General features: G+C 54.9%; 21 protein-coding genes. 12 read left to right on the top strand and 9 right to left on the bottom strand.

What is annotated here, in order from left to right; all coding sequences use genetic code 11:
- Nucleotides 1-18 precede the first annotated feature (18 nt).
- Nucleotides 19-915 carry a LysR family transcriptional regulator gene (locus RCF31_RS03045; protein WP_084874902.1) on the bottom strand — a complete coding sequence of 299 codons (897 nt, stop codon included), beginning with the start codon at nucleotides 913-915 and terminating at the stop codon, nucleotides 19-21.
- A gap of 94 nt (nucleotides 916-1,009) precedes the next feature.
- On the opposite strand from RCF31_RS03045, the gene RCF31_RS03040 reads away from it, so the two are divergent.
- The 4 genes from RCF31_RS03040 (at nucleotide 1,010) to RCF31_RS03025 (ending at nucleotide 4,692) form a co-directional block, all read left to right on the top strand.
- Nucleotides 1,010-2,266 carry an MFS transporter gene (locus tag RCF31_RS03040; protein ID WP_084874905.1) on the top strand — a complete coding sequence of 419 codons (1,257 nt, stop codon included), beginning with the start codon at nucleotides 1,010-1,012 and terminating at the stop codon, nucleotides 2,264-2,266.
- Between the two features lie 165 nt (nucleotides 2,267-2,431).
- A complete protein-coding gene (locus tag RCF31_RS03035) occupies nucleotides 2,432-2,683 on the top strand; it encodes a hypothetical protein (RefSeq protein ID WP_299453754.1) in 252 nt (83 codons plus the stop codon).
- 112 nt (nucleotides 2,684-2,795) lie between these two features.
- The gene (gene cybB / locus RCF31_RS03030; RefSeq protein ID WP_299453751.1) at nucleotides 2,796-3,335 is read left to right on the top strand and encodes a cytochrome b561; all 540 of its coding nucleotides are present in this window, start codon (nucleotides 2,796-2,798) and stop codon (nucleotides 3,333-3,335) included.
- A 172-nt stretch (nucleotides 3,336-3,507) separates the two neighbouring features.
- Nucleotides 3,508-4,692, top strand: a complete 1,185-nt coding sequence (locus RCF31_RS03025; RefSeq protein WP_416412456.1) for a sugar transporter — start codon at nucleotides 3,508-3,510, stop codon at nucleotides 4,690-4,692.
- A 46-nt stretch (nucleotides 4,693-4,738) separates the two neighbouring features.
- Here RCF31_RS03025 and bhsA read toward each other — a convergent pair whose 3' ends face one another.
- Nucleotides 4,739-4,996 carry a multiple stress resistance protein BhsA gene (bhsA, locus tag RCF31_RS03020; RefSeq protein ID WP_021183187.1) on the bottom strand — a complete coding sequence of 86 codons (258 nt, stop codon included), beginning with the start codon at nucleotides 4,994-4,996 and terminating at the stop codon, nucleotides 4,739-4,741.
- A gap of 294 nt (nucleotides 4,997-5,290) precedes the next feature.
- Here bhsA and RCF31_RS03015 point away from each other — a divergent pair, with 294 nt between their 5' ends.
- Nucleotides 5,291-5,941 carry a TetR/AcrR family transcriptional regulator gene (locus RCF31_RS03015; protein ID WP_416412455.1) on the top strand — a complete coding sequence of 217 codons (651 nt, stop codon included), beginning with the start codon at nucleotides 5,291-5,293 and terminating at the stop codon, nucleotides 5,939-5,941.
- Between the two features lie 28 nt (nucleotides 5,942-5,969).
- Here RCF31_RS03015 and rhaM read toward each other — a convergent pair whose 3' ends face one another.
- Genes rhaM through rhaB form a run of 4 tightly spaced genes read right to left on the bottom strand, consistent with a single transcriptional unit; the run spans nucleotide 5,970 to nucleotide 9,848 of the window.
- A complete protein-coding gene (rhaM, locus tag RCF31_RS03010) occupies nucleotides 5,970-6,284 on the bottom strand; it encodes an L-rhamnose mutarotase (RefSeq protein ID WP_416412454.1) in 315 nt (104 codons plus the stop codon).
- The gene (gene rhaD / locus RCF31_RS03005) at nucleotides 6,274-7,116 is read right to left on the bottom strand and encodes a rhamnulose-1-phosphate aldolase (protein ID WP_416412453.1); all 843 of its coding nucleotides are present in this window, start codon (nucleotides 7,114-7,116) and stop codon (nucleotides 6,274-6,276) included. The genes rhaM and rhaD overlap by 11 nt, the downstream gene beginning before the upstream one ends.
- A gap of 10 nt (nucleotides 7,117-7,126) precedes the next feature.
- Entirely contained in the window at nucleotides 7,127-8,383 is a 1,257-nt protein-coding gene (locus RCF31_RS03000) for an L-rhamnose isomerase (protein ID WP_416412452.1), read from the bottom strand.
- Nucleotides 8,367-9,848: a rhamnulokinase gene (gene rhaB, locus RCF31_RS02995; protein WP_416412451.1), complete on the bottom strand. Its 1,482-nt coding sequence runs from the start codon at nucleotides 9,846-9,848 to the stop codon at nucleotides 8,367-8,369. The genes RCF31_RS03000 and rhaB overlap by 17 nt, the downstream gene beginning before the upstream one ends.
- 292 nt (nucleotides 9,849-10,140) lie before the next feature.
- Here rhaB and rhaS point away from each other — a divergent pair, with 292 nt between their 5' ends.
- Nucleotides 10,141-10,962 carry an HTH-type transcriptional activator RhaS gene (rhaS, locus tag RCF31_RS02990; RefSeq protein ID WP_299453732.1) on the top strand — a complete coding sequence of 274 codons (822 nt, stop codon included), beginning with the start codon at nucleotides 10,141-10,143 and terminating at the stop codon, nucleotides 10,960-10,962.
- A 15-nt stretch (nucleotides 10,963-10,977) separates the two neighbouring features.
- Entirely contained in the window at nucleotides 10,978-11,841 is an 864-nt protein-coding gene (gene rhaR, locus RCF31_RS02985) for an HTH-type transcriptional activator RhaR (RefSeq protein WP_084874929.1), read from the top strand.
- Between the two features lie 37 nt (nucleotides 11,842-11,878).
- On the opposite strand, the gene rhaT is transcribed toward rhaR, so the two are convergent.
- Nucleotides 11,879-12,913, bottom strand: a complete 1,035-nt coding sequence (rhaT, locus tag RCF31_RS02980) for an L-rhamnose/proton symporter RhaT (protein WP_299453727.1) — start codon at nucleotides 12,911-12,913, stop codon at nucleotides 11,879-11,881.
- A 368-nt stretch (nucleotides 12,914-13,281) separates the two neighbouring features.
- Here rhaT and RCF31_RS02975 point away from each other — a divergent pair, with 368 nt between their 5' ends.
- The 3 genes from RCF31_RS02975 (at nucleotide 13,282) to aldA (ending at nucleotide 15,366) form a co-directional block, all read left to right on the top strand.
- Complete coding sequence (locus RCF31_RS02975; protein WP_299453724.1) at nucleotides 13,282-13,605, top strand: hypothetical protein; 324 nt, start codon at nucleotides 13,282-13,284, stop codon at nucleotides 13,603-13,605.
- A gap of 24 nt (nucleotides 13,606-13,629) precedes the next feature.
- Nucleotides 13,630-13,728, top strand: coding sequence for a YoaK family small membrane protein (locus RCF31_RS02970; RefSeq protein WP_139807978.1), 99 nt, complete (start codon nucleotides 13,630-13,632; stop codon nucleotides 13,726-13,728).
- Nucleotides 13,729-13,929: 201 nt separating this feature from the next.
- The gene (gene aldA / locus RCF31_RS02965; protein ID WP_416412450.1) at nucleotides 13,930-15,366 is read left to right on the top strand and encodes an aldehyde dehydrogenase; all 1,437 of its coding nucleotides are present in this window, start codon (nucleotides 13,930-13,932) and stop codon (nucleotides 15,364-15,366) included.
- Between the two features lie 95 nt (nucleotides 15,367-15,461).
- Here the strand turns inward: aldA and RCF31_RS02960 are convergent, their stop codons facing one another.
- On the bottom strand, nucleotides 15,462-16,736 hold the full coding sequence (locus tag RCF31_RS02960; RefSeq protein ID WP_313689578.1) for an MFS transporter: 1,275 nt from the start codon (nucleotides 16,734-16,736) through the stop codon (nucleotides 15,462-15,464).
- Nucleotides 16,733-18,154: a M20 family metallopeptidase gene (locus RCF31_RS02955; protein WP_416412449.1), complete on the bottom strand. Its 1,422-nt coding sequence runs from the start codon at nucleotides 18,152-18,154 to the stop codon at nucleotides 16,733-16,735. The genes RCF31_RS02960 and RCF31_RS02955 overlap by 4 nt, the downstream gene beginning before the upstream one ends.
- A gap of 150 nt (nucleotides 18,155-18,304) precedes the next feature.
- Between RCF31_RS02955 and RCF31_RS02950 the strand changes: the two genes are divergently transcribed.
- Together RCF31_RS02950 and pepT are read left to right on the top strand one after the other, a co-directional pair.
- A complete protein-coding gene (locus tag RCF31_RS02950; protein WP_416412448.1) occupies nucleotides 18,305-19,216 on the top strand; it encodes a LysR family transcriptional regulator in 912 nt (303 codons plus the stop codon).
- Between the two features lie 121 nt (nucleotides 19,217-19,337).
- On the top strand, nucleotides 19,338-20,564 hold the full coding sequence (pepT, locus tag RCF31_RS02945) for a peptidase T (protein ID WP_416412447.1): 1,227 nt from the start codon (nucleotides 19,338-19,340) through the stop codon (nucleotides 20,562-20,564).
- The last annotated feature ends 28 nt before the right edge of the window (nucleotides 20,565-20,592 follow it).

Raw genomic sequence — 20,592 nt, 5'->3', positions numbered from 1 at the left:
TTTTTCTCACCTACTGGATTAAGTTTCAGCATTGCGCTGTAAAAGCATCATCATATTCGCCATCTGCGCACTGGGTTCGCGGGTGGCTGACCACACCAGCCATACCTCCGAAAGTGCATCGCTTTCATGCAGCGGTAGCCATACCACATCAGCCAGCCGTGCGCGGCGAAACGACGCGGGTAATATCGACACCCCCAGCCCGGTCGCTACCAGCCCGAGAATCGTCATCGCCTCACCGACTTCCTGGGTTACGAAAGGTTTGATCTGGTAACGATGCAGCAAGGCAAGAATCTCACCATATAAGGCAGTGCCGCCCTGGGGATCAAAGAAAACAAAGGGTTCATTGGCCAACGCCTGGATGGAGATGGACTCGGCATCGGCCAGCGGATGCGCCCAATGCACCACCGCACAGAGCGGCTCACGCAGCAACAATTGATGCTGCAAATCAGCAGGCAACGGTGTATTGCGCATCACACCCAGGTCGAGGCGTCCTTCATGCAACGGTGCCAGTTGCTGCCGGGTGTTGATCTCCTGCATCTGAATATGGACTTCCGGCCAGCGCTGACGGAAATGGTAGAGCGCATCAGAAACCAGCCCGGTAAAAGGCGCGGATGAGGTAAAACCGATGCGCAGCTCCCCTTCCTGACCATTATGCAACCGGACGGCACGGCTGGCGGCCTGTTCGACCTGCAGCATGATCCCGCGCGCATCCAGTAAAAACTGCTGCCCGGCGGCGGTCAGTTGCACGCTGCGATTGGTACGGGTAAACAGCTGCGCACCAATCTCCTGTTCCAGCTGCTGGATCTGCTGGCTGAGCGGCGGCTGTGAAATATTCAGGCGCTGAGCAGCACGACCAAAATGCAACTCTTCAGCCACGGCAATGAAATAGCGCAGATGACGCAGTTCGATATTCATATTTTAAACGTCTCATTCGAGATTATTAATATATTGTACAACCTATTCAACCTTTCCTACGATATCAATACCTTCATAATCTTAAGGATTTTCCGTGAGTCGCTCTTCTCAGGCTGTGACACTCGACGAGGACGAAGTGTCCGTTGTGCCTGCCTCAGTTCCCGCATCAGCAACATGGATTGAACGTGGTTCGCCGCAATTTATGCGTGTTACCCTTGCCCTGTTCTCTGCCGGTCTTGCCACCTTTGCCCTGCTCTATTGCGTCCAGCCTATTCTGCCCGTGCTTTCCCAGCAGTTTGGTGTATCGCCAGCGGCCAGTAGTATCTCGCTGTCACTTTCGACTGCCCTGATGGCACTGGGATTGCTGGTCACTGGCCCGCTGTCGGATGCTATTGGTCGCAAATCGGTGATGGTCACCGCACTGATGCTGGCGGCCATCTGTACCGTCATTTCTGCCATGATGACCAGCTGGCACGGCATCCTGCTGATGCGTGCGTTGATTGGTTTATCGCTCAGTGGTGTGGCTGCGGTCGGGATGACTTACCTGAGCGAAGAGATTCATCCACGCGTGATCGCCTTCTCGATGGGGCTGTATATCAGCGGTAACTCGATTGGCGGGATGAGCGGACGTCTGCTGACCGGGGTGCTGACCGATCTGTTTTCATGGCGCATTGCCATTGGGGTGATTGGCTGTTTTTCGCTGGCTTCCGCGTTGATGTTCTGGAAAATCCTGCCTGCTTCGCGTCATTTCCGCCCGGCTTCTCTGCGTCCACATAACCTGCTGATCAATTTCCGTCTGCACTGGCGAGATAAGGGCTTGCCGCTGTTGTTCGCCGAAGGTTTTCTGCTGATGGGCGCATTTGTCACCCTGTTCAACTACATTGGCTACCGCCTGTTAAGTGCCCCGTGGTTTCTCAGCCAGGCAGTGGTGGGATTGCTCTCTGTGGTCTATCTGACGGGCTCCTGGAGTTCGCCAAAAGCCGGTGCCATGACCAGTCGCTTTGGACGCGGTCCGGTGATGATCGCTGCCACCGCCATCATGCTGTGCGGATTATTACTGACAGCATTCAATACGTTGTGGATTATCCTGCCCGGCATGATGCTGTTTACCGCAGGTTTCTTTGCCGCTCACTCGGTTGCCAGCGGCTGGATTGGTCCGCGCGCCCGTCGTGCAAAAGGCCAGGCATCATCCCTCTATCTCTTCAGTTACTACGCGGGTTCCAGTGTCGCCGGTACATTAGGTGGCGTGTTCTGGCACAGCTTTGGCTGGAGCGGCGTTACGCTGTTTATCAGCATGCTGCTGGTGCTGGCTTTGCTGGTCGGCTGGCGTTTGCAGTGCCGTAAACTGTAGTAGCCTGCATCTTTATAACGGGGTCATTGCGCCCCGTTTTCCCACGCAAAAAACACTTCCTGATAAACCTTTAGTCCCAATCAAAACAAAATATCAATTGCTAGCTATAATTTGTTCTATTCCAACTATTGTTAGACTTTTTTTTCACAGCAACGAGGAAGTCAGATGGGACTCTATTATTATGTCGATAAGCACGCAGGTTATAATGACAATCACGTGGTTCATGCCACCGGCTGTCCCTTCCTTCCCCCCGACGCGGCACGGCGTTTTCTTGGCACTTTTTATACCGCGAACGCCGCAATTCAGCAGGCGCGAAAATTTTTCCCCAGCGCCATGGGCTGCGAACATTGCTGTCCGGTTTTGGTAAAAAAAAACCTGACGACTCAGAATAATGTGGCGCTAAAACACCTGGTGTGACTCTGATAATCCCGGCCTGGATTCCGTCGCAGCGGTGCGCCATTTTGTTAAGTTTTCCTGCGGCATTTCGCTATGTTAGAGACACTAAAACTGGCTTCAGGTTGGATCGTTGATGCGGGAAAAATTCGCGAAGTCACAAATCGCCCTGCACTGGTTAACAGTGCTGTTGATCGCCATTGCCTATACCACCATTGAACTGCGCGGTCTGGTTCCGCGTGGTTCATGGGCGCGGAATCTGATGATAATGACGCACTATAGCTGCGGTGTATCGGTATGGGTACTGATGCTGGCGCGTGGTGTGTTACGCCATCGTCACGCTTCACCCGATATCCTGCCGCCCCCGCCACGCTGGCAACAGGGTTTAGCCAACCTGATGCATCTTCTGCTGTACGCGTTGTTTCTGGTATTGCCGATTCTGGGAGTAACCTCGAAGTATCTGAATGGACGTCCCTGGCAATTATTTGGCGTGGTGATGCCCGTCAGCGCAACCCCGAATTTTGATCTCGCCGATAGCCTGATCAGCTGGCATGAGACCCTTGCTCCACTCGGTTACTGGTTAATCGGCCTGCATGCAGCCGCAGCATTACTGCACCATTACGTATTCAAAGACAACACGCTGTTGCGCATAATGCCGGCACGCAAACGCGGCTAATAACCTCAGGCTATTGACTTTAGCGTTGGCGATAAAAAATATTCAGCAATAAAACGCGCTTAGAAGGTTTCCCTCCGCGTTTTAATCCATCACAATAGGCACAAATTGTGATGGATGTCACTTTACATGGGTGTCTTTCGCCCTTCATTTGCTGCTCACTGATCTGAAATTAATGCAATCAACAACCGTCTCCCGTAAAACGGCCTGGCTACGCGTGGTGCTGCTGGCCATTGCCGCTTTTGTCTTTAATACCACCGAATTTGTGCCGGTCGGCTTGTTGTCAGATATCGCCGCCAGCTACTCGATGAAAACGGCTGATGTCGGCATCATGCTGACCATCTATGCCTGGGTAGTGGCGCTGTTATCGCTGCCGCTGATGTTGCTGACGCGCAATATTGAACGCCGCCTGCTGCTATCGATTCTGTTCGTGCTGTTTATCGCCAGCCATGTGCTTTCGTCTGTGGCCTGGGATTTCACCTCACTGGTGCTCTCCCGTATCGGTATCGCCCTCGCCCATGCGGTGTTCTGGTCGATTACCGCGTCGCTGGCGATACGCGTTGCTCCGGCGGGTAAAAAGACCCAGGCGCTGAGTATGCTGGCAACCGGCACCGCGCTGGCGATGGTCCTGGGGGTGCCAATTGGCCGCGTCGTAGGTCAGTATCTGGGCTGGCGCACCACCTTTGGCATGATTGGTTTGTCTGCCCTGGTGCTGCTGGTGTTACTGGTGCGTATTCTGCCGCGTCTGCCAAGCGAACACACCGGATCGCTCAACAGCGTACCGATGCTGTTTCGCCGACCGGCGCTGGTCAGTATGTATGTGCTGGTGACAGTGGTGGTGACCGCCCATTATACCGCCTACAGCTATATCGAACCCTTTATGCAAGTGGTAGCGAATTCCGGGGAGAACTTCACCACCTTGTTACTGCTACTGTTCGGCTCTGCGGGGATTATCGGTAGCGTGCTGTTCAGTACCCTCGGCAATAAATATCCCTCAGCCCTGCTGATTGCGGCCATCGCCGTGATTACCTTGAGCATGGGTTTGCTGATCTTTGCCGCCGTGCGTCCGGCAGCCATTGCCACGCTCTGTATCTTCTGGGGTATGGCCATGATGATGATCGGGCTGGCGATGCAGGTGCGGGTATTGTCGCTGGCACCGGACGCGACCGATGTGGCGATGTCGCTGATGTCCGGCATTTATAACATCGGCATTGGTGCCGGAGCGCTGTTGGGCAACCAGGTCAGCCTGCATTTAAGCATGGCGGATGTGGGAAATGTGGGTGGGTTAATTGGTCTGGTCGCGTTGTTCTGGTGCATCTACATCTTCCGTCGCTATCCGCAGTTGCGTTCGAACGGATAGTCGAAAAAGGGCTTCAGATACGCTGTTATCTGAAGCCAGCCCCTTCTTATTTATAGAGTTCTGCGGTGCCATGCAGGTTGTTGTTGCCAGAGGTCGAAGTGATGCGGAAAGACTTTGCTCCGGCAGCACTCGCCTTCTCCGCCAGTTGATTCTCCAGCGATGTCAAATCCGTGCTACCTGATGCGCTTACCACACCAATTTGTTGTTGATTCACTGGTGCTTCGCTCACCAGATCAGCAGCCATGGTACCAAACGCGATTGATGACAGGGCCACAGCGGCCAGGGTCAGTTTAATGCTTTTCATGATTTGTCTCTCTTTGCAGATGAAATTAGGGTCAGTCGCCATTAAATTAACAACCGTTAAGTAAATGCTAGATCCAAAGCCGTATGCGCGTCAACTATTTTATTAACGCTCGTTATTTTAATGGGAAGTAGCGTGAGTATGGGCTTTGGCGTCGATCTACACTTGACGGATCAGGCGGTTTTTCCGATCAAAAGCACAAACGGGCAAAGTGTGGACATCACTTTACCCGCTGCCCTTGCATATTAATTTAATGATCGGTAATTTAATGATATGTTTTCGCCGTTGTGAGGATGTATGAGCCAGATAAGTGAACCGGTGATCCGCAAAAGTCGTGGCAGACCCAAAGTCTTTGATCGCGATGATGCGCTGGATAAAGCGTTGATGCTGTTCTGGGCACACGGTTATGAAGGCACCTCGCTGGCGGATTTAGTGAGCGCTACAGGTGCGAAAGCCCCCACGCTCTACGCTGAGTTCGAAAACAAAGAAGGTCTGTTTAAGGCCGCCATGCAGCGTTATATCGAACGGTTTAGTGCACAACGTAATGCCGTGCTGAATGATATAGCACTGGATGTTAAGTCAGCGATAGAGGCGTATTTCCGCGCCACCGCGGCCTGCTTTACCGAGTGTGACAAACCGGCCGGTTGTTTTTTCATTTGTACTTCCAGCGCCCTTTCCGCCGGTTCTGAAGAGGTAGCACGCATGCTGGAGCAGCAGCATCATGCGCAGGAGCACGCGTTACAGCAGTTCCTGGCAACCCGTCAGCAACAGGGTGAATTGCCTGCCTGTAGCAATACCACTACGCTTGCCAGTTTTCTCGCCTGCGTGCTCCAGGGGATGTCAGTACGCGCCCGTGAAGGTGCTAGCCGGGAAGATTTAGAGCAAATCGTTGATACACAAATGGCGATTTGGCCTGCTCTGGCGGGCTATTGTTCAGTAAGGACGTGACGGCGCGGGAGTTCACGCCGCCACGGGTTTATAGCAGGAAAAACATCGGTTTTAATGCTGCGCTAACCGGGCTGTTATCGGCGTTGGACGGCATCAGATCTTTCATTGATGCCCACCAACGCTGGCAGACTTCTGTTTGTGCCACTGCTTGCCAGCGCGCTTCTGATTCAATCTCAACGCTGGCAAACAGCAAATGGCGTTCTGCATCCAGCCAGATAGCGTAATTATGCGCTCCATGCGCTTTGAGGGTCTCAGCCAGCTCCGGCCAGATGGGCGAATGACGGCGCAGGTACTCCTCATGGCAATCCGCATGGACCTGCATGACAAAGGCTCTACGTAACATTAGCCCGCTCCACCTGCAACGCCGCCTGCCAGGGGGTGACACCAAAGCGTTCACCCAGCGCGATCAGTTGTTCCGTGGTAATACTCTGGCGAATCCCTCCCATCGACAACGCTTTGACTACCACTTCCGAGGATTTTTCCGCCGTATCAATCAGACCAAAGGTCTCATCCAGCGTCGGCCCTGCGCCAAAGATGCCGTGGAAAGGCCACATTACCAAGCTATGTGTCGCCATTTCATCTGCCGTTGCCTGACCAATGCCATCGGTGCCAGGGACCATCCACGGCAGAATACCCACGCCATCCGGGAACACTACCAGACATTCGGTGCTGCCTTCCCATAACAGGCGGGTGAAGCGCGCGGAATCCAGCTCCACCACGTAACTCAGCGCCATAAAGTTGGTGGCGTGACAATGCATAATCACACGGTCAGCACCGTGACTCACCTGCTTACGCACGCTGTGCGACTGGAAATGGGCAGCCAGTTCTGAGGTCGGTAAGCCACCATTGCTCAATCCCCAGTGAATTTTGTACGACAGCCCGCGGTCATCGACCTGCAGCAGCACCAGACTGTCGGCGGGATCAAGTTGAACATTGCGGAAAAACTTGCCGGATCCGGTCACCAGGAACCAGTCATTTGCCAGTGCCGGTGCAGGTTTGCTGAGTTCAATACAACGTGGTTCAGCATAGAAATCCGCAGTATACGGCTGCACTTCTTCCGGCAACAGACGCAGGCTAACGTTACCGCCGTTGCGCTCATCCCAACCCTTCAGCCACATATCACTGGTCGCTTTAACCATTCCCTGTACAAACGCGGAAGTGAGAATACTTTGCATGGTGTGTCCCTTAACGTTGAGCCAGAATTTGTTGTTCGTAATGGCGGACATCGCTCAGCCAGCTGGCATCTGCCGGTACGTCATGGCGCAGGCACCAGGCTTCCCAGACCGCCTGCCACGGCAGTGATTTCTGTTCTTCCAGCAGCGCGAGGCGGGCGGTGTAATCCCCTTCACTTTCCAGTTTGCGCAGCTGTTCCGTCGGCTCCAGCAGCGCGCGCAGCAGCGCTTTTTTGGCATTGCGCGTACCAATCACCCAGGCGGCAATGCGGTTGATGGACGCATCAAAAAAGTCGAGGCCGATGTGGACCTTATCGAACAACTTCTGACGGGCGATTTCATTGGCGATCGCCTGAGTTTCGTCATCCAGTAGCACCACATGGTCGCTGTCCCAGCGCACCGGGCGGCTGACATGCAGCAGCAGGCGTGGCACATACAGCATGGCGGTGGAAATCTTGTCGGAGATCACTTCCGTCGGGTGGAAGTGGCCGGCATCAAGCGTCAGCGCGATCTGACGGCTACAGGCATATCCGAGACAGAACTCGTTAGAGCCGACGGTATAACTCTCAGCACCGATGCCAAACAGTTTGCTTTCAACCGCATCGATATGATGTTGTGGATTAAGTTTTTCACGGATGATCTCATCCAGCGCCGCCAGCAGTCGCTGACGCGGTGCCAGCCGATCCACCGTCAGATCTTTCATCCCGTCCGGCACCCAAATGTTCATTACCGATGCCGTACCCAGCTGTTCGCCGAACGAAGCCGAAATGCGGCGGCTGGCCTTGCAGTGGTCAATCCAGAACTGGCGGATGCTCTTATCTGCATGCGCCAGAGTAAAACCGTCGGCGCTCAGCGGGTGTGAGAAACAGGTCGGGTTGAAATCCAGCCCCAGTTTGTTGCTTTTTGCCCACGCCACCCAGTTGCTGAAATGTTCTGGTTCGATGGCATCACGCTCTACTGGCTTATCGCTTTCCAGATAGATCGCGTGCAGGTTGAGGCGTTTAGCTCCCGGAATCAGCGACATCGCTTTATCGAGATCAGCGCGCAGCTCCTCAGCATTACGCGCCTTGCCCGGGTAGTTGCCGGTGGCCTGAATACCACCGGTCAGAGCACCTTGCGGGTTCTCGAATCCGCGCACGTCATCGCCCTGCCAGCAGTGCATCGACACCGGGATACCATCCAGTTGCGTCATTACCTGTTCCACATCCACGCCGATCGCGGTGTAGCGTTGTTTCGCCAGGTCAAAGGCCTGTTCAATCAGCTTTGTCATAAGCAAGTTCCTTAGCGGGTTGGCTCAGCGCGGCAAAACGTGCCTGGCTGGCACGAAAAGCGCTGTTGTTAAGCGGTTCGAATTTTTCTAACGGGAAGTTTTGGCTGATACAGCGACGCAGGTCGGCCACATCACGCAGCTCACCGAGAGCGATCAGCTGGCAGCCGACATTGCCCAGCGTCGAGGCTTCCACCGGTCCGGCGAACACCGGCAGCTGGCAGGCATCGGCGCAAAGCTGGTTGAGCAACGGGTTCTGGCACCCCCCTCCAACCACATGCAGCTGACGCAAAGGTTCAGCACGTAGCTGGCCGAGTTCGCTGATGACCTGGCGATACAGCAGGGCCAGGCTGTCAAAAATGGTGCGGGCCAGCGCGGCAGGTGACTGAGGAACCGGCATATGTTGTTCCGCACAGGCGTTCTGAATTTCCTGCACCATACTGGCGGGATTGATAAAGCGGCTGGCGTTGGGGTTGATCAGGGCGCGGCAGGCCGGTTCATCCGCCGCCTGCTGAATCAATCCACACAGATCGCTGATTTGCAGCTCACTGCACACCCGCTGCAACAGCCACAGGCCCATGATATTTTTCAATACCCGGTAGCCCTCCGCGCCCCCTTCATTGGTGATATTGGCGTCAAGCGCGGCACGGCTCAGGCAAGGTTGCAAGCTCTCAATCCCCATCAGTGACCAGGTACCAGAGCTAAGATAAGCGGCATCATCCTGCATTAAAGGCGTTGCCAGCACGGCACTGGCGGTGTCGTGGGTGGCGACCGCAATCACCGGAATCCTGTGTCCACGGGGACTGGACCAAAAACCGACGGTGTTACCCGGTGCGGAGGGTTTGCCAAACCAGCGGGCATCCACTCCCGCCCAGGCCAGTAAATCCGGGTCCCATTCGCCACTGGTGATGTTCAGCAATTGGGTCGTCGTGGCGTTGGTGTATTCCCAGTTCATGTTGCCGGTCAATTGATAATGCAGGTAGTCCGGAATCATCAACGCATGTGCTACCTGCGCCTGCCAGTCTGGCTGTTGCAAATGCAGGGCACGCAGCTGATACAGGGTGTTAAACGGCAGAAACTGAATGCCGGTGCGCTGATAAATGGCCTGTTTGCCGAGATCGCTGATTGCCTGCGTCATCTGGCCGTCGGTACGGGCATCGCGATAGCTCACTGCCTCGCCGACCCGCTGTCCATCAGCATCCAGCAACACCAGGTCAACACCCCAGGTATCGATACCGATGCTGTCCGGCACGATACCTTCCTCATCCAGCTGTTGTAGCCCGCAACGTATCTCCTGCTCCAGATGGTCCAGATCCCAGCAGTCGTAACCGGCACGACGCACGCGCTGATTAGCAAAACGGCGCACTTCCCGCAGGGTGATGCGCTGAGACGCGGAGGTCCATTGAGCGAGCATTATGCGCCCGCTGGATGCGCCTAAATCAATGGCAACAATGTTACGCATACTCATGGCGAGTTCTTCCTGTGATGAGATGCGTACAGAGTAAAAATCCTGCCGTCTGGTCACCTTCCCCTTACTGCCAGCGCGCCAATGCTGCTGGCACCGTTACAAAGATGTTCGTGAGACAGCTCACAGAACCACACAAGCACCGGGTTGTGACCTTCGCCGCATTTTCCCGAACAACACGCGAGATCTTGAAAAATTAGCCATTTTCCTGCATTGCCCGGTTGAAAATTCAAGGTAAGGTGGCAGCCGCCTGAGTAGACTCGGTTACGGTTTTGTTAATAATGAGAGGCGAGCCATGACCGTTTTACACAGCGCAGATTTTTTCCCTGCCGGGGATTACGCCATCGCTATCGAGCCGCGCGTGCCGCAGCAGGCGTTTCCTGAACATCACCATGATTTCCACGAAATTGTGCTGGTAGAACAGGGTTCCGGCATTCATGTGTTCAATGGTCAGCCGCAGGCGCTGTGTGCCGGTTGTGTGTGTTTCGTTCGCGATCACGATCGCCATCTTTATGAGCAAACCGACAACCTGTGTCTGACCAATGTGCTGTATCGCAGTCCGGCGGCCTTCCGCTTTCTCTCTGGTCTGCAAGCTTTGCTACCGCGCGAGGAGGATGGCAATTACGCGTCACACTGGCGGATTAACCACAAGGTGATGGACCAGGCCTTGCAGATTGTTACGCAGATGAATCCGCCAGGCGTCTGGTCACTGGAGAAGCAGGCACGTCAGGAACAGTTGTTCCTGCAACTGCTGGTGTTGTTGCGCGAGGCGGGTCACAACGATGAAGCCCAGGATCAGGAAGCCCGATTGCATCGGTTGCTTGACTGGCTGAATGAGCACTACAGTGAAGAGATTGTCTGGGAGGCACTTGCTGACCAATTTTCACTGTCGCTGCGCACACTGCATCGTCAGATGAAGCAGCAAACCGGGAATACGCCGCAACGCTACCTGAACCGGTTGCGCTTGCTACAGGCGCGCCACCTGTTACGGCACAGCGATTTGCGCATTACGGATATCGCCTTTCAGTGTGGATTTGGTGACAGCAACCATTTCTCCACCTTGTTCCGGCGGGAATTTGGCTGTGCACCCAGAGCGGAGCGCCAGCAGATGTTGTGATTAGGAGTGGCCCTCATGTCGCTAATATTGTCGCGCGAAGACTATTTCCCGGCACCCTCTTTGCCGATTGCGGTAGCTGAACGCCTGCCGCAGCCTTCCTTCCCGCCGCATCGTCATGAGTTCAGTGAAATTGTGATTGTCTGGCGCGGCAACGGCTTGCATGTGCTCAACGATCGACCGTGGCTGATTACCTGTGGCGATGTGTTTTATATCCGTGATAACGACTGCCACAGCTATGACAGCGTCAACGATCTGGTGCTGGACAATATTCTCTACTGTCGTGACCGCTTTCATCTTGGGCTGGACTGGAGCCAGCTGCTGCCGCCCGACGATGCGGAATCGCCCGGTTGCTGGCGCTTAACCACGCGTGGCATGGCGCTGGCACGCGGGGTGATCACCCAGTTGGAGCGGGAAAGCCGCAAAAGCGATCCTCTCTCAATTCAGCTTTCTGAAGCGCTTTTTCTGCAGCTGGCGCTGATACTACGCCGCCACGGTTATGCGGCGGATCGTCCCTGGGTGTTGCCGGAGGGGGAACAGCTGGACCTGCTGATGTCTGCCTTGCAGGGCGCGATTGACCGCCCTTTCGACCTCGCCATGTTTTGTCAGCAAAATCAGTTGAGTGAACGGGCGCTAAAACAATTATTTCGCCAGCAGACCGGCATGACCATCGGCCATTATCTGCGTCAGTTACAGCTATGCCAGGCGAAATACTTGCTGCGTACTCAGGATTGGCTAATCAGTGAAGTGGCTGCTCGTTGCGGCTTTGATGACAGCAATTATTTTTCGGTGGTATTTACGCGTGAAACCGGCCTGACGCCGAGTGCGTGGCGGCAACGTTTTTTGCCAAACCGCCCGATAATGGTGAATGAAACACATTAAATCATTGCGGCGCGATAATTCGCGCCGCAATGATTAATCAGGATGCCATGCCCAGCCCGACTATATTCGCCGCAATGATGATCACCACACAGCCAAGCGACAGTACACGTACCGGACGTTGCCCAACAGCTTTCCATTCCTTCATGACCAGCCCAACCAGGCCACCGCACAGCACATACAGGCTCATATGCAGCATCCAGCTGACGAAGTCATACTGTGCCGGGATTTTGGCGTGTCCCCAGGCATAGAAGAAGAATTGCAGATACCACATGGTGCCGCCCAGCACGGCGAAGGCGATGTTAGCAATTAGCATCGGCTTCGCAATTGAGAAATCGGCCCGTACAGAGAGATCCGACTTCACCGCCAGACGGATAAAGCAGTAGGCCAGGTTAACCAGCGCCCCGCCCCCCATGATCACCACATAACTGGGCAATGCCACATACAGCGGGTTAATGCCAAGATTCGCCGCGGCCTCGTGCATCGGTTTCGCAGCGTCCATGGCAAAAGACATCCCGGCTGAGAAGATGCCGCAAATCACCGCCAGCACCAGCCCCTTCTTCAAATTGAACTCTTCCGCATTGATGCCCAGGGCGCGTTCTTTTAACAATCCAGCGCGTGAGACGATGGCGACGCCAATCAACGCCACAAACACGCCGAGCAACGTTAATCGCCCACCTTCCGAGCTGAATAACTCGACAAAGCGGCCCTGGAGCAGCGGCGTCATCAGCGTACCTACCACCAGGGTAATCCCTATGGCGATACCGATGCCCATCGACATACCGAGATAACGCATCGTCAGCCCGTAGTTGATGTTGCCAATACCCCACATGGCCCCAAACAAAAACACCGGCAGCAACTGCGAAAAGCTGAAGCTACCGTAGTAGGCCCAGAAGTTCGGTAACAGCACCGCACTGACCACCCAGGGCAAAATCAGCCATGACATCACGCCACCGACCGACCACATGGTTTCCCATGACCACTTTTTCACCTGTTTAAACGGAGCATAAAAGCATGCGGCACTGGCGGCACCCACCAGATGCCAGAAAATACCTGCAATGATGGCACTGTTCATTGTTATTCCTTCGTAAGGTTGAGGCCAACAGGAAACCGACGGTCTCCCGATTACCCGAGAGTCTACGGCGGTCAGCTTTTACTCAGCCTTTGGATGGTTGCCGGGGAACGGGCGGAGTTGGCAATATCCGGTGGGTATTCAACATTCGGATCACAAATCCGCATTTGCAGGCAGTCACACAGATAAAATAGATAACTCATTTATTATTATCGATTTTTTCCGGGAATGTTGTGTTGATCAGCACAGTTTTAACCTGATTGCCAGACTTCCTCTTAACATGGCAATCACACAAAGCACGGATCATGCCTTCCCCCGGCCGCAATTAATCCGTATAACGTTGAGGAAAATCATCAGGACGAAGGATTGGGATGAACACCAAATGGTTGACGCTGATGCTCTCAAGGCCGGTGAGCCGCGTGATGCTGGATGATATCCGCGCGATTGTGCCGCCTGAGTCACTCAACATCTTCATTAATGGACTGGAAGAGACCCGCTATGCCCGTGTTGAATGCGTGCAAAGCGAGGATAACTGCGCCCTGCTGGCGTCGGCTATCGTGGTCTGGCGGCAACTTGGGCATATTCATAGTATTCAGTATCAAAAAGGTGAACATCTGCGTGAAGTTGACGATGCCACGCAGTTTCAGCTGTTCAGTATGATGAAAACGCATCGTGCCCTGGTTCAGCTGGGCTGAACCCGCATTAACTTTAGGATAATCATGAAAATCGGACTGCTTTTTCCTATCGCCATTATTGTTGCCGGTGTCAGCTTTCTGGCCTGGTTCATTGCCAGCGGCGCGATGATGCCAGGTTCCTGAGGTTTTCAGACTCTGCCGACCCACATAGTAACCTGCTGAATACGCAGCATTTCGCCAGTTATGCTGCGTTTATCATGTTGTTCTTCCCGTCTTTGCCATCCACACGCCCGCCCTGGCAGCCATAAAAAGGTGCTACACCTTGATCTGTTTCACTCTGCATTTCACACAAATTTAACGAAACCGATCGCGGAGACCCTACAGATGACAACGCACCATCAACATTTCATTAATGGCGAGTTTGTTGCAAACCAGAATGATAAATGGATTGAAGTGATTAACCCGGCCACCGAAGCGCTGCTGTCACGCGTGCCGGAAGGCACAAAGCAGGACGCCAGCCAGGCCATTGCAGCGGCAGAAGCGGCGCAACCCGGCTGGGAGGCGTTACCGGCGATTGAGCGCGGCAACTGGCTGCGTAAAATCGCCGCCGGTATTCGTCAACATGAGACGGAATTGACCGCTACCATCGTTGCCGAAGGCGGGAAAACCCAGGGGCTGGCGCAAACCGAAGTGCTGTTTACCGCCGATTATCTTGAATATATGGCGGAATGGGCGCGACGCTACGAAGGGGAAATTGTTAACAGCGACCGCCCCAACGAAAACATTTTTGTTTTTAAAAAGGCGATTGGCGTCACCACCGGCATTCTGCCGTGGAATTTCCCTTTCTTCCTGATTGCGCGTAAAGCGGCACCGGCGCTGGTCACCGGCAATACCATCGTGATCAAACCAAGTGAACTAACCCCCAACAACGCGGCGATCTTCGCCCGTATTCTGCATGACATCAGCCTGCCTAAAGGGGTGATTAACTTTGTTTACGGTTACGGCCCGGAAGTCGGCCAGGAGCTGGCGGCAAACCCGAAAGTCGGGCTGGTAAGCCTGACAGGCAGCGTCAATGCCGGTATCGCCACCATGGAAGCCGCAGCGAAGAACGTCACTAAAGTGTCACTGGAACTGGGTGGCAAAGCCCCGGCTATCGTGATGGATGATGCCGATCTCGATCTGGCGGTGAAAGCGATTGTCAGTTCACGGGTGATCAATACCGGGCAGGTGTGTAACTGTGCCGAGCGCGTTTATGTGCAGGAAGGCATCTACGATCGCTTTATCAACACGCTGACCGAAGCCTTTAAGCAGGTGAAATTCGGCAATCCTGCGGAACTGACTGACATCGATATGGGGCCGCTGATCACCGCTGCGGCACTGGGGCGCGTCGAACAAAAAGTGGCGAAGGCGGTTGAGCAAGGCGGCAAAGTACTGCTGGGCGGGAAACGTGCTGGCGATAAAGGTTTCTACTTTGAACCCACCATCATCACCGGCGTACGTCAGGAGATGGAGATCATGCGTGAAGAGATCTTTGGACCGGTGCTGCCAGTCATGACGTTTAAAACGCTGGATGAAGCGATCACGCTGGCAAATGACTGTGAATATGGGCTAACGTCGTCGATCTATACGCAAAACCTCAATACCGCAATGATCGCCCTGCGTCAGCTGAAGTTTGGTGAGACCTATATCAATCGCGAGAATTTCGAAGCGATGCAGGGTTTCCATGCGGGCTGGCGTAAATCGGGCGTCGGCGGTGCCGATGGCCGTCACGGGCTGGAAGAGTATCTGCAAACCCATGTGGCGTATTTGCAGTTTTCGTAAAAAAGACTTGCGCGATAAATCGCGCCGCTACGGAACAGTACGTTTCTTGACCGGGTCGGCATCAATGCCGACCCGGTTACGGTTATTGCAGTGGGTTAACTCAGGCGCTGCTTACTGCGCACCAGCGCGATACCACTCAGCAATGCCACTGCCATCAGATAATAGCTCGGTGCCAGGCTGGTGCCGGTCGCGCTAATCAGCAAAGTACAAATCAGCGGCGCAAAACCACCAAACACCGTCACCGCGATGTTATAGCTGATAGCCATGCCACTGGCGCGGGTACCCACCGGAAACAGGTCAGCCATCACCGAAGGTACCGTCGAGAAATACACCGACTTCAGCAGCGCCATCCAGCCCACCAGCAGAATCAGCGTCGTCGGGGTGGTGTGGTTCACCACCATCTTAAACGCCGGATAGATGGTCACCAGCAGCAGAATCAGCGATCCCCACATCAACGGCACACGCCCGACTTTCTCAGCCCACAGCCCCATCAGCGGCGTAACCACGGTCAGAATCACCCCGGCCAGCAGCGTGGCAGTGAAGGCCGCCGACCCCGGCAGATGCAGCGTTTTGGTGGCATAGGTCGGCACATAGTTGAGCATGTAGTTGACCGCAGTGGAGATCACCATCAACCCGATTGCCAGCAGCATCAGCTCTTTCTGGCGGCCGAACAGGCGCTTCAGCGGTGCCGCTTCCGGCTGTTGTGCAGCGAAGCTGGCCGGTTCATGCACATGGCGACGGATATAAATACCCAGCGGACCGATCAGCAAACCAAACGCGAACGGAATACGCCAGCCCCACTCCTGAATCTGGCTCTCGGTGAGGATCTGCGTCAGACCCAGACCAAACGCCGACGCCATCAGGGTGCTCGCCCCTTGGGTGGCGAACTGCCAGCTGGCGATAAAGGCTTTGCGCTCTGGAAAATGCTCAACCAGGAACGCCGTCGAGCTACCGAACTCGCCACCGGCGGAGAATCCCTGAATCAGGCGCGCCAGCAGAATCAGTACCGGGGCAATCAGGCCAATCGAGGCGTAACCCGGCATAAAGGTAATAATCGCTCCGCCCAGCATCATCAGGTTGATCGACAGCAGCAGCGCCTTTTTACGGCCATGACGATCGGCGTAGTTGCCCAGCACAATCGCCCCCAGCGGACGAATCAGGAAAGAAACGCCGAAGCTGCCAAAGGTCAGCAGCAGCGATACCGAGGGATCGCTGGTCGGGAAGAAAGCATGGGCGATATAACTGGCGAAGAAGCCATATACCGCAATGTCGAACCACTCCAGTGCATTGCCGATACAGGTGGCAAACAGCGTTTTATGCAGGCTGGGTTTGACCACGCTGGCCGGTGCGCTTTGGCTAAGGCTGCTCATTTGGCACCTCCGGCATGGGCTCGGTGACGGGCTATCAGTTCCTCGCCCTGCTCACCCAAATCCCACAGCAGGCGCGTCATGATTTGCAGACCCTCACGCGCAATGGATTTCAGCATATGCTCGTTGACGCCATGCTGACCGCAGGCCGGATACGAGTGCGGCACCCACAACGTCGGCAGGCCGAGGATATCGGAGAACACTTCGTTCGGCAGCGAGCCACCGAGATTCGGCAACAGCGCCGGTTTTTTCCCGCTGATCTCCGCCATGCTTGCCAGCACCCAGTGCACCAGCGGATCGGTGGGATCAAGGCGCGTGGCAGGTGATCCGCGCATAAACTCCACTTTTACCTGATCAAAGCCATGTTGTTGCAGATGCGCCTCGATGTGCTGCACCAGGTTTTGCCAGTCAGTCCCGACGACAAAACGCAGCTGACAAACTGCGCTGGCCTCACCAGGAATGGCGTTCATTGGCCGTGCCGGATTGCCGGTGAGAAACGCCAGCACTTCCAGCGTGTTCCAGCCATACAGACGTTCGGTTGGCGTCAGTCCGGGCTCACCCCAGTTAACCTCAATCTGCGGGTCACCTGGCATGCCCCCTACTTCGATATCACTCAGAATGGCACGCACTTCATCCGTCAGTGAGGTCGGTTTCAGCGCCGCCACCTGCAATACGCCATTGGCGTTCACCAGCGAGGCAATCGCATTCGCCAGCTGAGTACCGGGGTTGGTCAGCAGACCGCCCCAGTTGCCGGAGTGGTAGGCATTGTCGCGTGCGTTAATGGTAAGACGAAAGTTGACGCAGCCGCGCGAACCAAGGAACAGCGTCGGGCGTACCGCATTGAGGCGCGGGCCGTCAGAGGCGATAAACAGGTCCGCTTGCAGCAGTTCACCGTGTTCCTGGCACAGCTGCGCCAGCCCCGGCGAGCTGATCTCTTCGCCCATTTCAAACAGCATTTTACAGTTAAAGCCAAGCCGTCCGCCGCGCGCCTTGAAGACCTGTTCCAGCGCCGCCAGATTGACGCAGTGCTGACCTTTATTATCAGCGCTGCCGCGACCGTACCAGCGATCGCCCTCTTCGGTCAGCTGCCACGGCGATAATCCGTCACGCCAGTTTTCATCATCGCCAAATACCACATCGCCGTGACCGTAACTCAGCAGCGTTGGCAGAGCCGGATCCTCCATACGTACCGCAACCAGGAACGGACGCTGGGCGGTGACCGGGTTGTCGATAAAGTGCAGCGTAAACCCGAGTGCCGCCAGTTGCGGCCCGATTTCCTGATGCAGGTAGTGATGCAGTTCGTCATCGCGATCCGCACGCTGGCTTTCAGTCACCAGCGCCACGCGGCGCGCCAGTAATTGCTGGAATTCCCCGCTGTCAAAATAGTCGCTGGCCTGATTAACGACCTGTTGTACCGTCATGTTTGCCCTGTCTTTTGTTGGTTTTATCATCATCCTTATCTTTGCGGAAAGGCTGATTTGCCACAATTATCAATTTATCGAGTAAGATTTGCTTTTAAAGCAAAGGTCAGCTGCCCGATTACGAGGCATGCACCATCAGGAGGCAGGTCAGTGCTCAGCAGTGAAATTCGTTATTTTATGGCGGTTGCCAATGCCGGATCGCTCAGCGCGGCCAGCGAGCAGTTGTTTGTCGCCATTTCGGCGATCAGCCGCCAGATTCAGCGGCTGGAAGCTGAAGTCGGTGTGCCGCTGTTTGACCGCCACGCCCGTGGCATGGTGCTAAACGAAGCCGGAGAAATCTTTGCCCATCATGTGCGGAAAAACATGCTGGATATGGAATATGCCCTGGCGGAAATTAAGGGACTCACCGCCGTGCGCCGTGCGCAGATTCGTGTGGCCTGCACCGATGGCATGGCGTTTACCCTGCTGCCGCGTCTGTTTGCCGATTTTCGCGCCAGTAACCCAGGCGTGCTGTTCAGCCTGAAAGTGGCCAGCACCCAGGGCGTGGCTGAGTTAATTCGTAACGGCGAGTGTGATCTGGCGTTGCAGTTCAGCCTGTATGCCGAGCGTGGCGTTGAAGTCATCGGTTCCTGGCCCGCGCCAGTGCAGCTGGTGATGCATCATAACCATCCACTGGCGCAGGCTGATGAGGTGACGCTGGCGGACCTGGGCCAATATCCGCTGGCGTTACCGGAGCAAAACACCACGGTGCGCCAGTTGTTTGATCTTTCCTGCCATATGAGTGGCTATGTTATCGAACCGGTGCTGACCTGCGATAACTTCTCCACCCTGTTCCATTTTCTGCTGCGAACACCGCTGGCGGTCACCATTTGTAGCCCGTTTACCGTGTTGTATGAGGCGCAAACTCACGGGTTGCTATTGCGCTCGGTGCGCATTGATCAGTTGAACCAGCGAACGCTGCAATTGCAGACATTATCAGGACGGCCGCGTAGTGCCGCCCTGAATTTGTTCCTCGATTTTCTGCACCAGCAGCTGAACACACTGGAACAATCGAGCGGTTAAAATCCGATTTCTCGCGATTAGTTGACTTCGATGAGTCTGCATCGTTATACAAGGCATTAATTAATAATTTGATTTAGTCGTTCTGCGAACGAACGCCCCGTTAAATTGATAAGGACTCCCGATGACAGATCAACTCGCCCGCCAGCTGACTCAGCGGTTTTACCGTTATCTGGCCATTTCCAGCCAGAGCGATGCCAAATCCACTACGCTTCCGAGTACCCCCTCACAACATGCCATGGCTGAGCTGCTGGCAGCAGAGCTGCGCGAGCTGGGGCTGGAAGAGATCGTCATCGACCAACATGCCACAGTAACGGCAATCAAGCGCGGTAATCGCCCTGAAGCCCCCCGCATCGGGTTTATCACCCATATCGATACTGTTGATGTCGGGTTGTCAGCTGATATCCACCCACAAACCTTAACCTTTACCGGTGGCGACCTGTGCCTGAATGCCGTGCAGGATATCTGGCTGCGCGTGGCTGAGCATCCTGAAATCGTACCCTACCTCGGCCAGCAAATTATCTTTAGCGACGGTACCAGCGTACTCGGCGCAGACAACAAAGCAGCGGTAACGGTGGTGATGACGCTGATGGAGAATTTACAGGGTGATCATGGCGATATCGTGGTGGCCTTTGTACCCGACGAGGAAATTGGCCTGCGTGGTGCCAAAGCGCTCGATCTGGAACAACGTTTTGACGTCGATTTTGCCTGGACCATCGACTGCTGCGAGCTGGGCGAAGTGGTCTACGAAAACTTCAATGCCGCCGCTGCTGAGATTATTTTTACTGGCGTTCCGGCACATCCGATGTCCGGCAAAGGCGTGCTGGTGAATCCGCTGCTGATGGCGCATGACTTTATCCAGCGGTTCGATCGCCAGGCGACGCCGGAGCACACCGAAGGACGCGAAGGCTATATCTGGTTTAACGATATGCAGGCCAATGCCAGCCGTGCGGTGCTGAAAGCATCGATTCGTGATTTTGATCTCAATGGCTTCGATGCGAAGAAGCAGCAACTGGTGGAAATCGCCGATGAGATTGCCGCACAGTATCCCACCGGACAGGTGGCGCTGAGCATCAATGATGTCTACAGCAATATCAGCAATGCTATCGGTGAAGATCGACGAGCGATTGATTTGATATTTGCCGCGCTGGCGCAGCTGGGGATTGAACCGAAGGTGATTCCGATGCGAGGGGGTACTGATGGGGCAGCGCTATCGGCTAAAGGCTTGCTGACACCGAATTTCTTTACCGGTGCACACAACTTTCATTCGCGTTTTGAATTCCTGCCGGTGCCGTCGTTTGTGAAGTCGTATCAGGTTGCGGAAGCCTTGTGTTATCTGGCAGCCAGATAAACTCGCGCAATACGGTGTGCATCATTAT

The organism is Pantoea sp. App145 (assembly GCF_047947045.1).
In the GTDB taxonomy this organism is placed as follows: domain Bacteria; phylum Pseudomonadota; class Gammaproteobacteria; order Enterobacterales; family Enterobacteriaceae; genus Pantoea.
This window is presented reverse-complemented; position numbering and strand designations above follow the sequence as displayed.

Excerpts from the sequence above, each read along its gene's own strand:
- cybB (WP_299453751.1), top strand. The coding sequence starts at position 2,796 with ATGCGGGAAAAATTCGCGAAGTCACAAATCGCCCTGCACTGGTTAACA.
- rhaR (WP_084874929.1), top strand. The coding sequence starts at position 10,978 with ATGTCGCTAATATTGTCGCGCGAAGACTATTTCCCGGCACCCTCTTTG.
- rhaS (WP_299453732.1), top strand. The coding sequence starts at position 10,141 with ATGACCGTTTTACACAGCGCAGATTTTTTCCCTGCCGGGGATTACGCC.
- rhaT (WP_299453727.1), bottom strand. The coding sequence starts at position 12,913 with ATGAACAGTGCCATCATTGCAGGTATTTTCTGGCATCTGGTGGGTGCC.
- RCF31_RS02955 (WP_416412449.1), bottom strand. The coding sequence starts at position 18,154 with ATGACGGTACAACAGGTCGTTAATCAGGCCAGCGACTATTTTGACAGC.
- RCF31_RS03000 (WP_416412452.1), bottom strand. The coding sequence starts at position 8,383 with ATGACAAAGCTGATTGAACAGGCCTTTGACCTGGCGAAACAACGCTAC.
- bhsA (WP_021183187.1), bottom strand. The coding sequence starts at position 4,996 with ATGAAAAGCATTAAACTGACCCTGGCCGCTGTGGCCCTGTCATCAATC.
- RCF31_RS03045 (WP_084874902.1), bottom strand. The coding sequence starts at position 915 with ATGAATATCGAACTGCGTCATCTGCGCTATTTCATTGCCGTGGCTGAA.
- RCF31_RS02975 (WP_299453724.1), top strand. The coding sequence starts at position 13,282 with ATGAACACCAAATGGTTGACGCTGATGCTCTCAAGGCCGGTGAGCCGC.
- aldA (WP_416412450.1), top strand. The coding sequence starts at position 13,930 with ATGACAACGCACCATCAACATTTCATTAATGGCGAGTTTGTTGCAAAC.
- pepT (WP_416412447.1), top strand. The coding sequence starts at position 19,338 with ATGACAGATCAACTCGCCCGCCAGCTGACTCAGCGGTTTTACCGTTAT.
- RCF31_RS03025 (WP_416412456.1), top strand. The coding sequence starts at position 3,508 with ATGCAATCAACAACCGTCTCCCGTAAAACGGCCTGGCTACGCGTGGTG.
- RCF31_RS03015 (WP_416412455.1), top strand. The coding sequence starts at position 5,291 with ATGAGCCAGATAAGTGAACCGGTGATCCGCAAAAGTCGTGGCAGACCC.
- rhaB (WP_416412451.1), bottom strand. The coding sequence starts at position 9,848 with ATGAGTATGCGTAACATTGTTGCCATTGATTTAGGCGCATCCAGCGGG.
- RCF31_RS03035 (WP_299453754.1), top strand. The coding sequence starts at position 2,432 with ATGGGACTCTATTATTATGTCGATAAGCACGCAGGTTATAATGACAAT.
- rhaD (WP_416412453.1), bottom strand. The coding sequence starts at position 7,116 with ATGCAAAGTATTCTCACTTCCGCGTTTGTACAGGGAATGGTTAAAGCG.
- RCF31_RS02970 (WP_139807978.1), top strand. The coding sequence starts at position 13,630 with ATGAAAATCGGACTGCTTTTTCCTATCGCCATTATTGTTGCCGGTGTC.
- rhaM (WP_416412454.1), bottom strand. The coding sequence starts at position 6,284 with ATGTTACGTAGAGCCTTTGTCATGCAGGTCCATGCGGATTGCCATGAG.
- RCF31_RS02960 (WP_313689578.1), bottom strand. The coding sequence starts at position 16,736 with ATGAGCAGCCTTAGCCAAAGCGCACCGGCCAGCGTGGTCAAACCCAGC.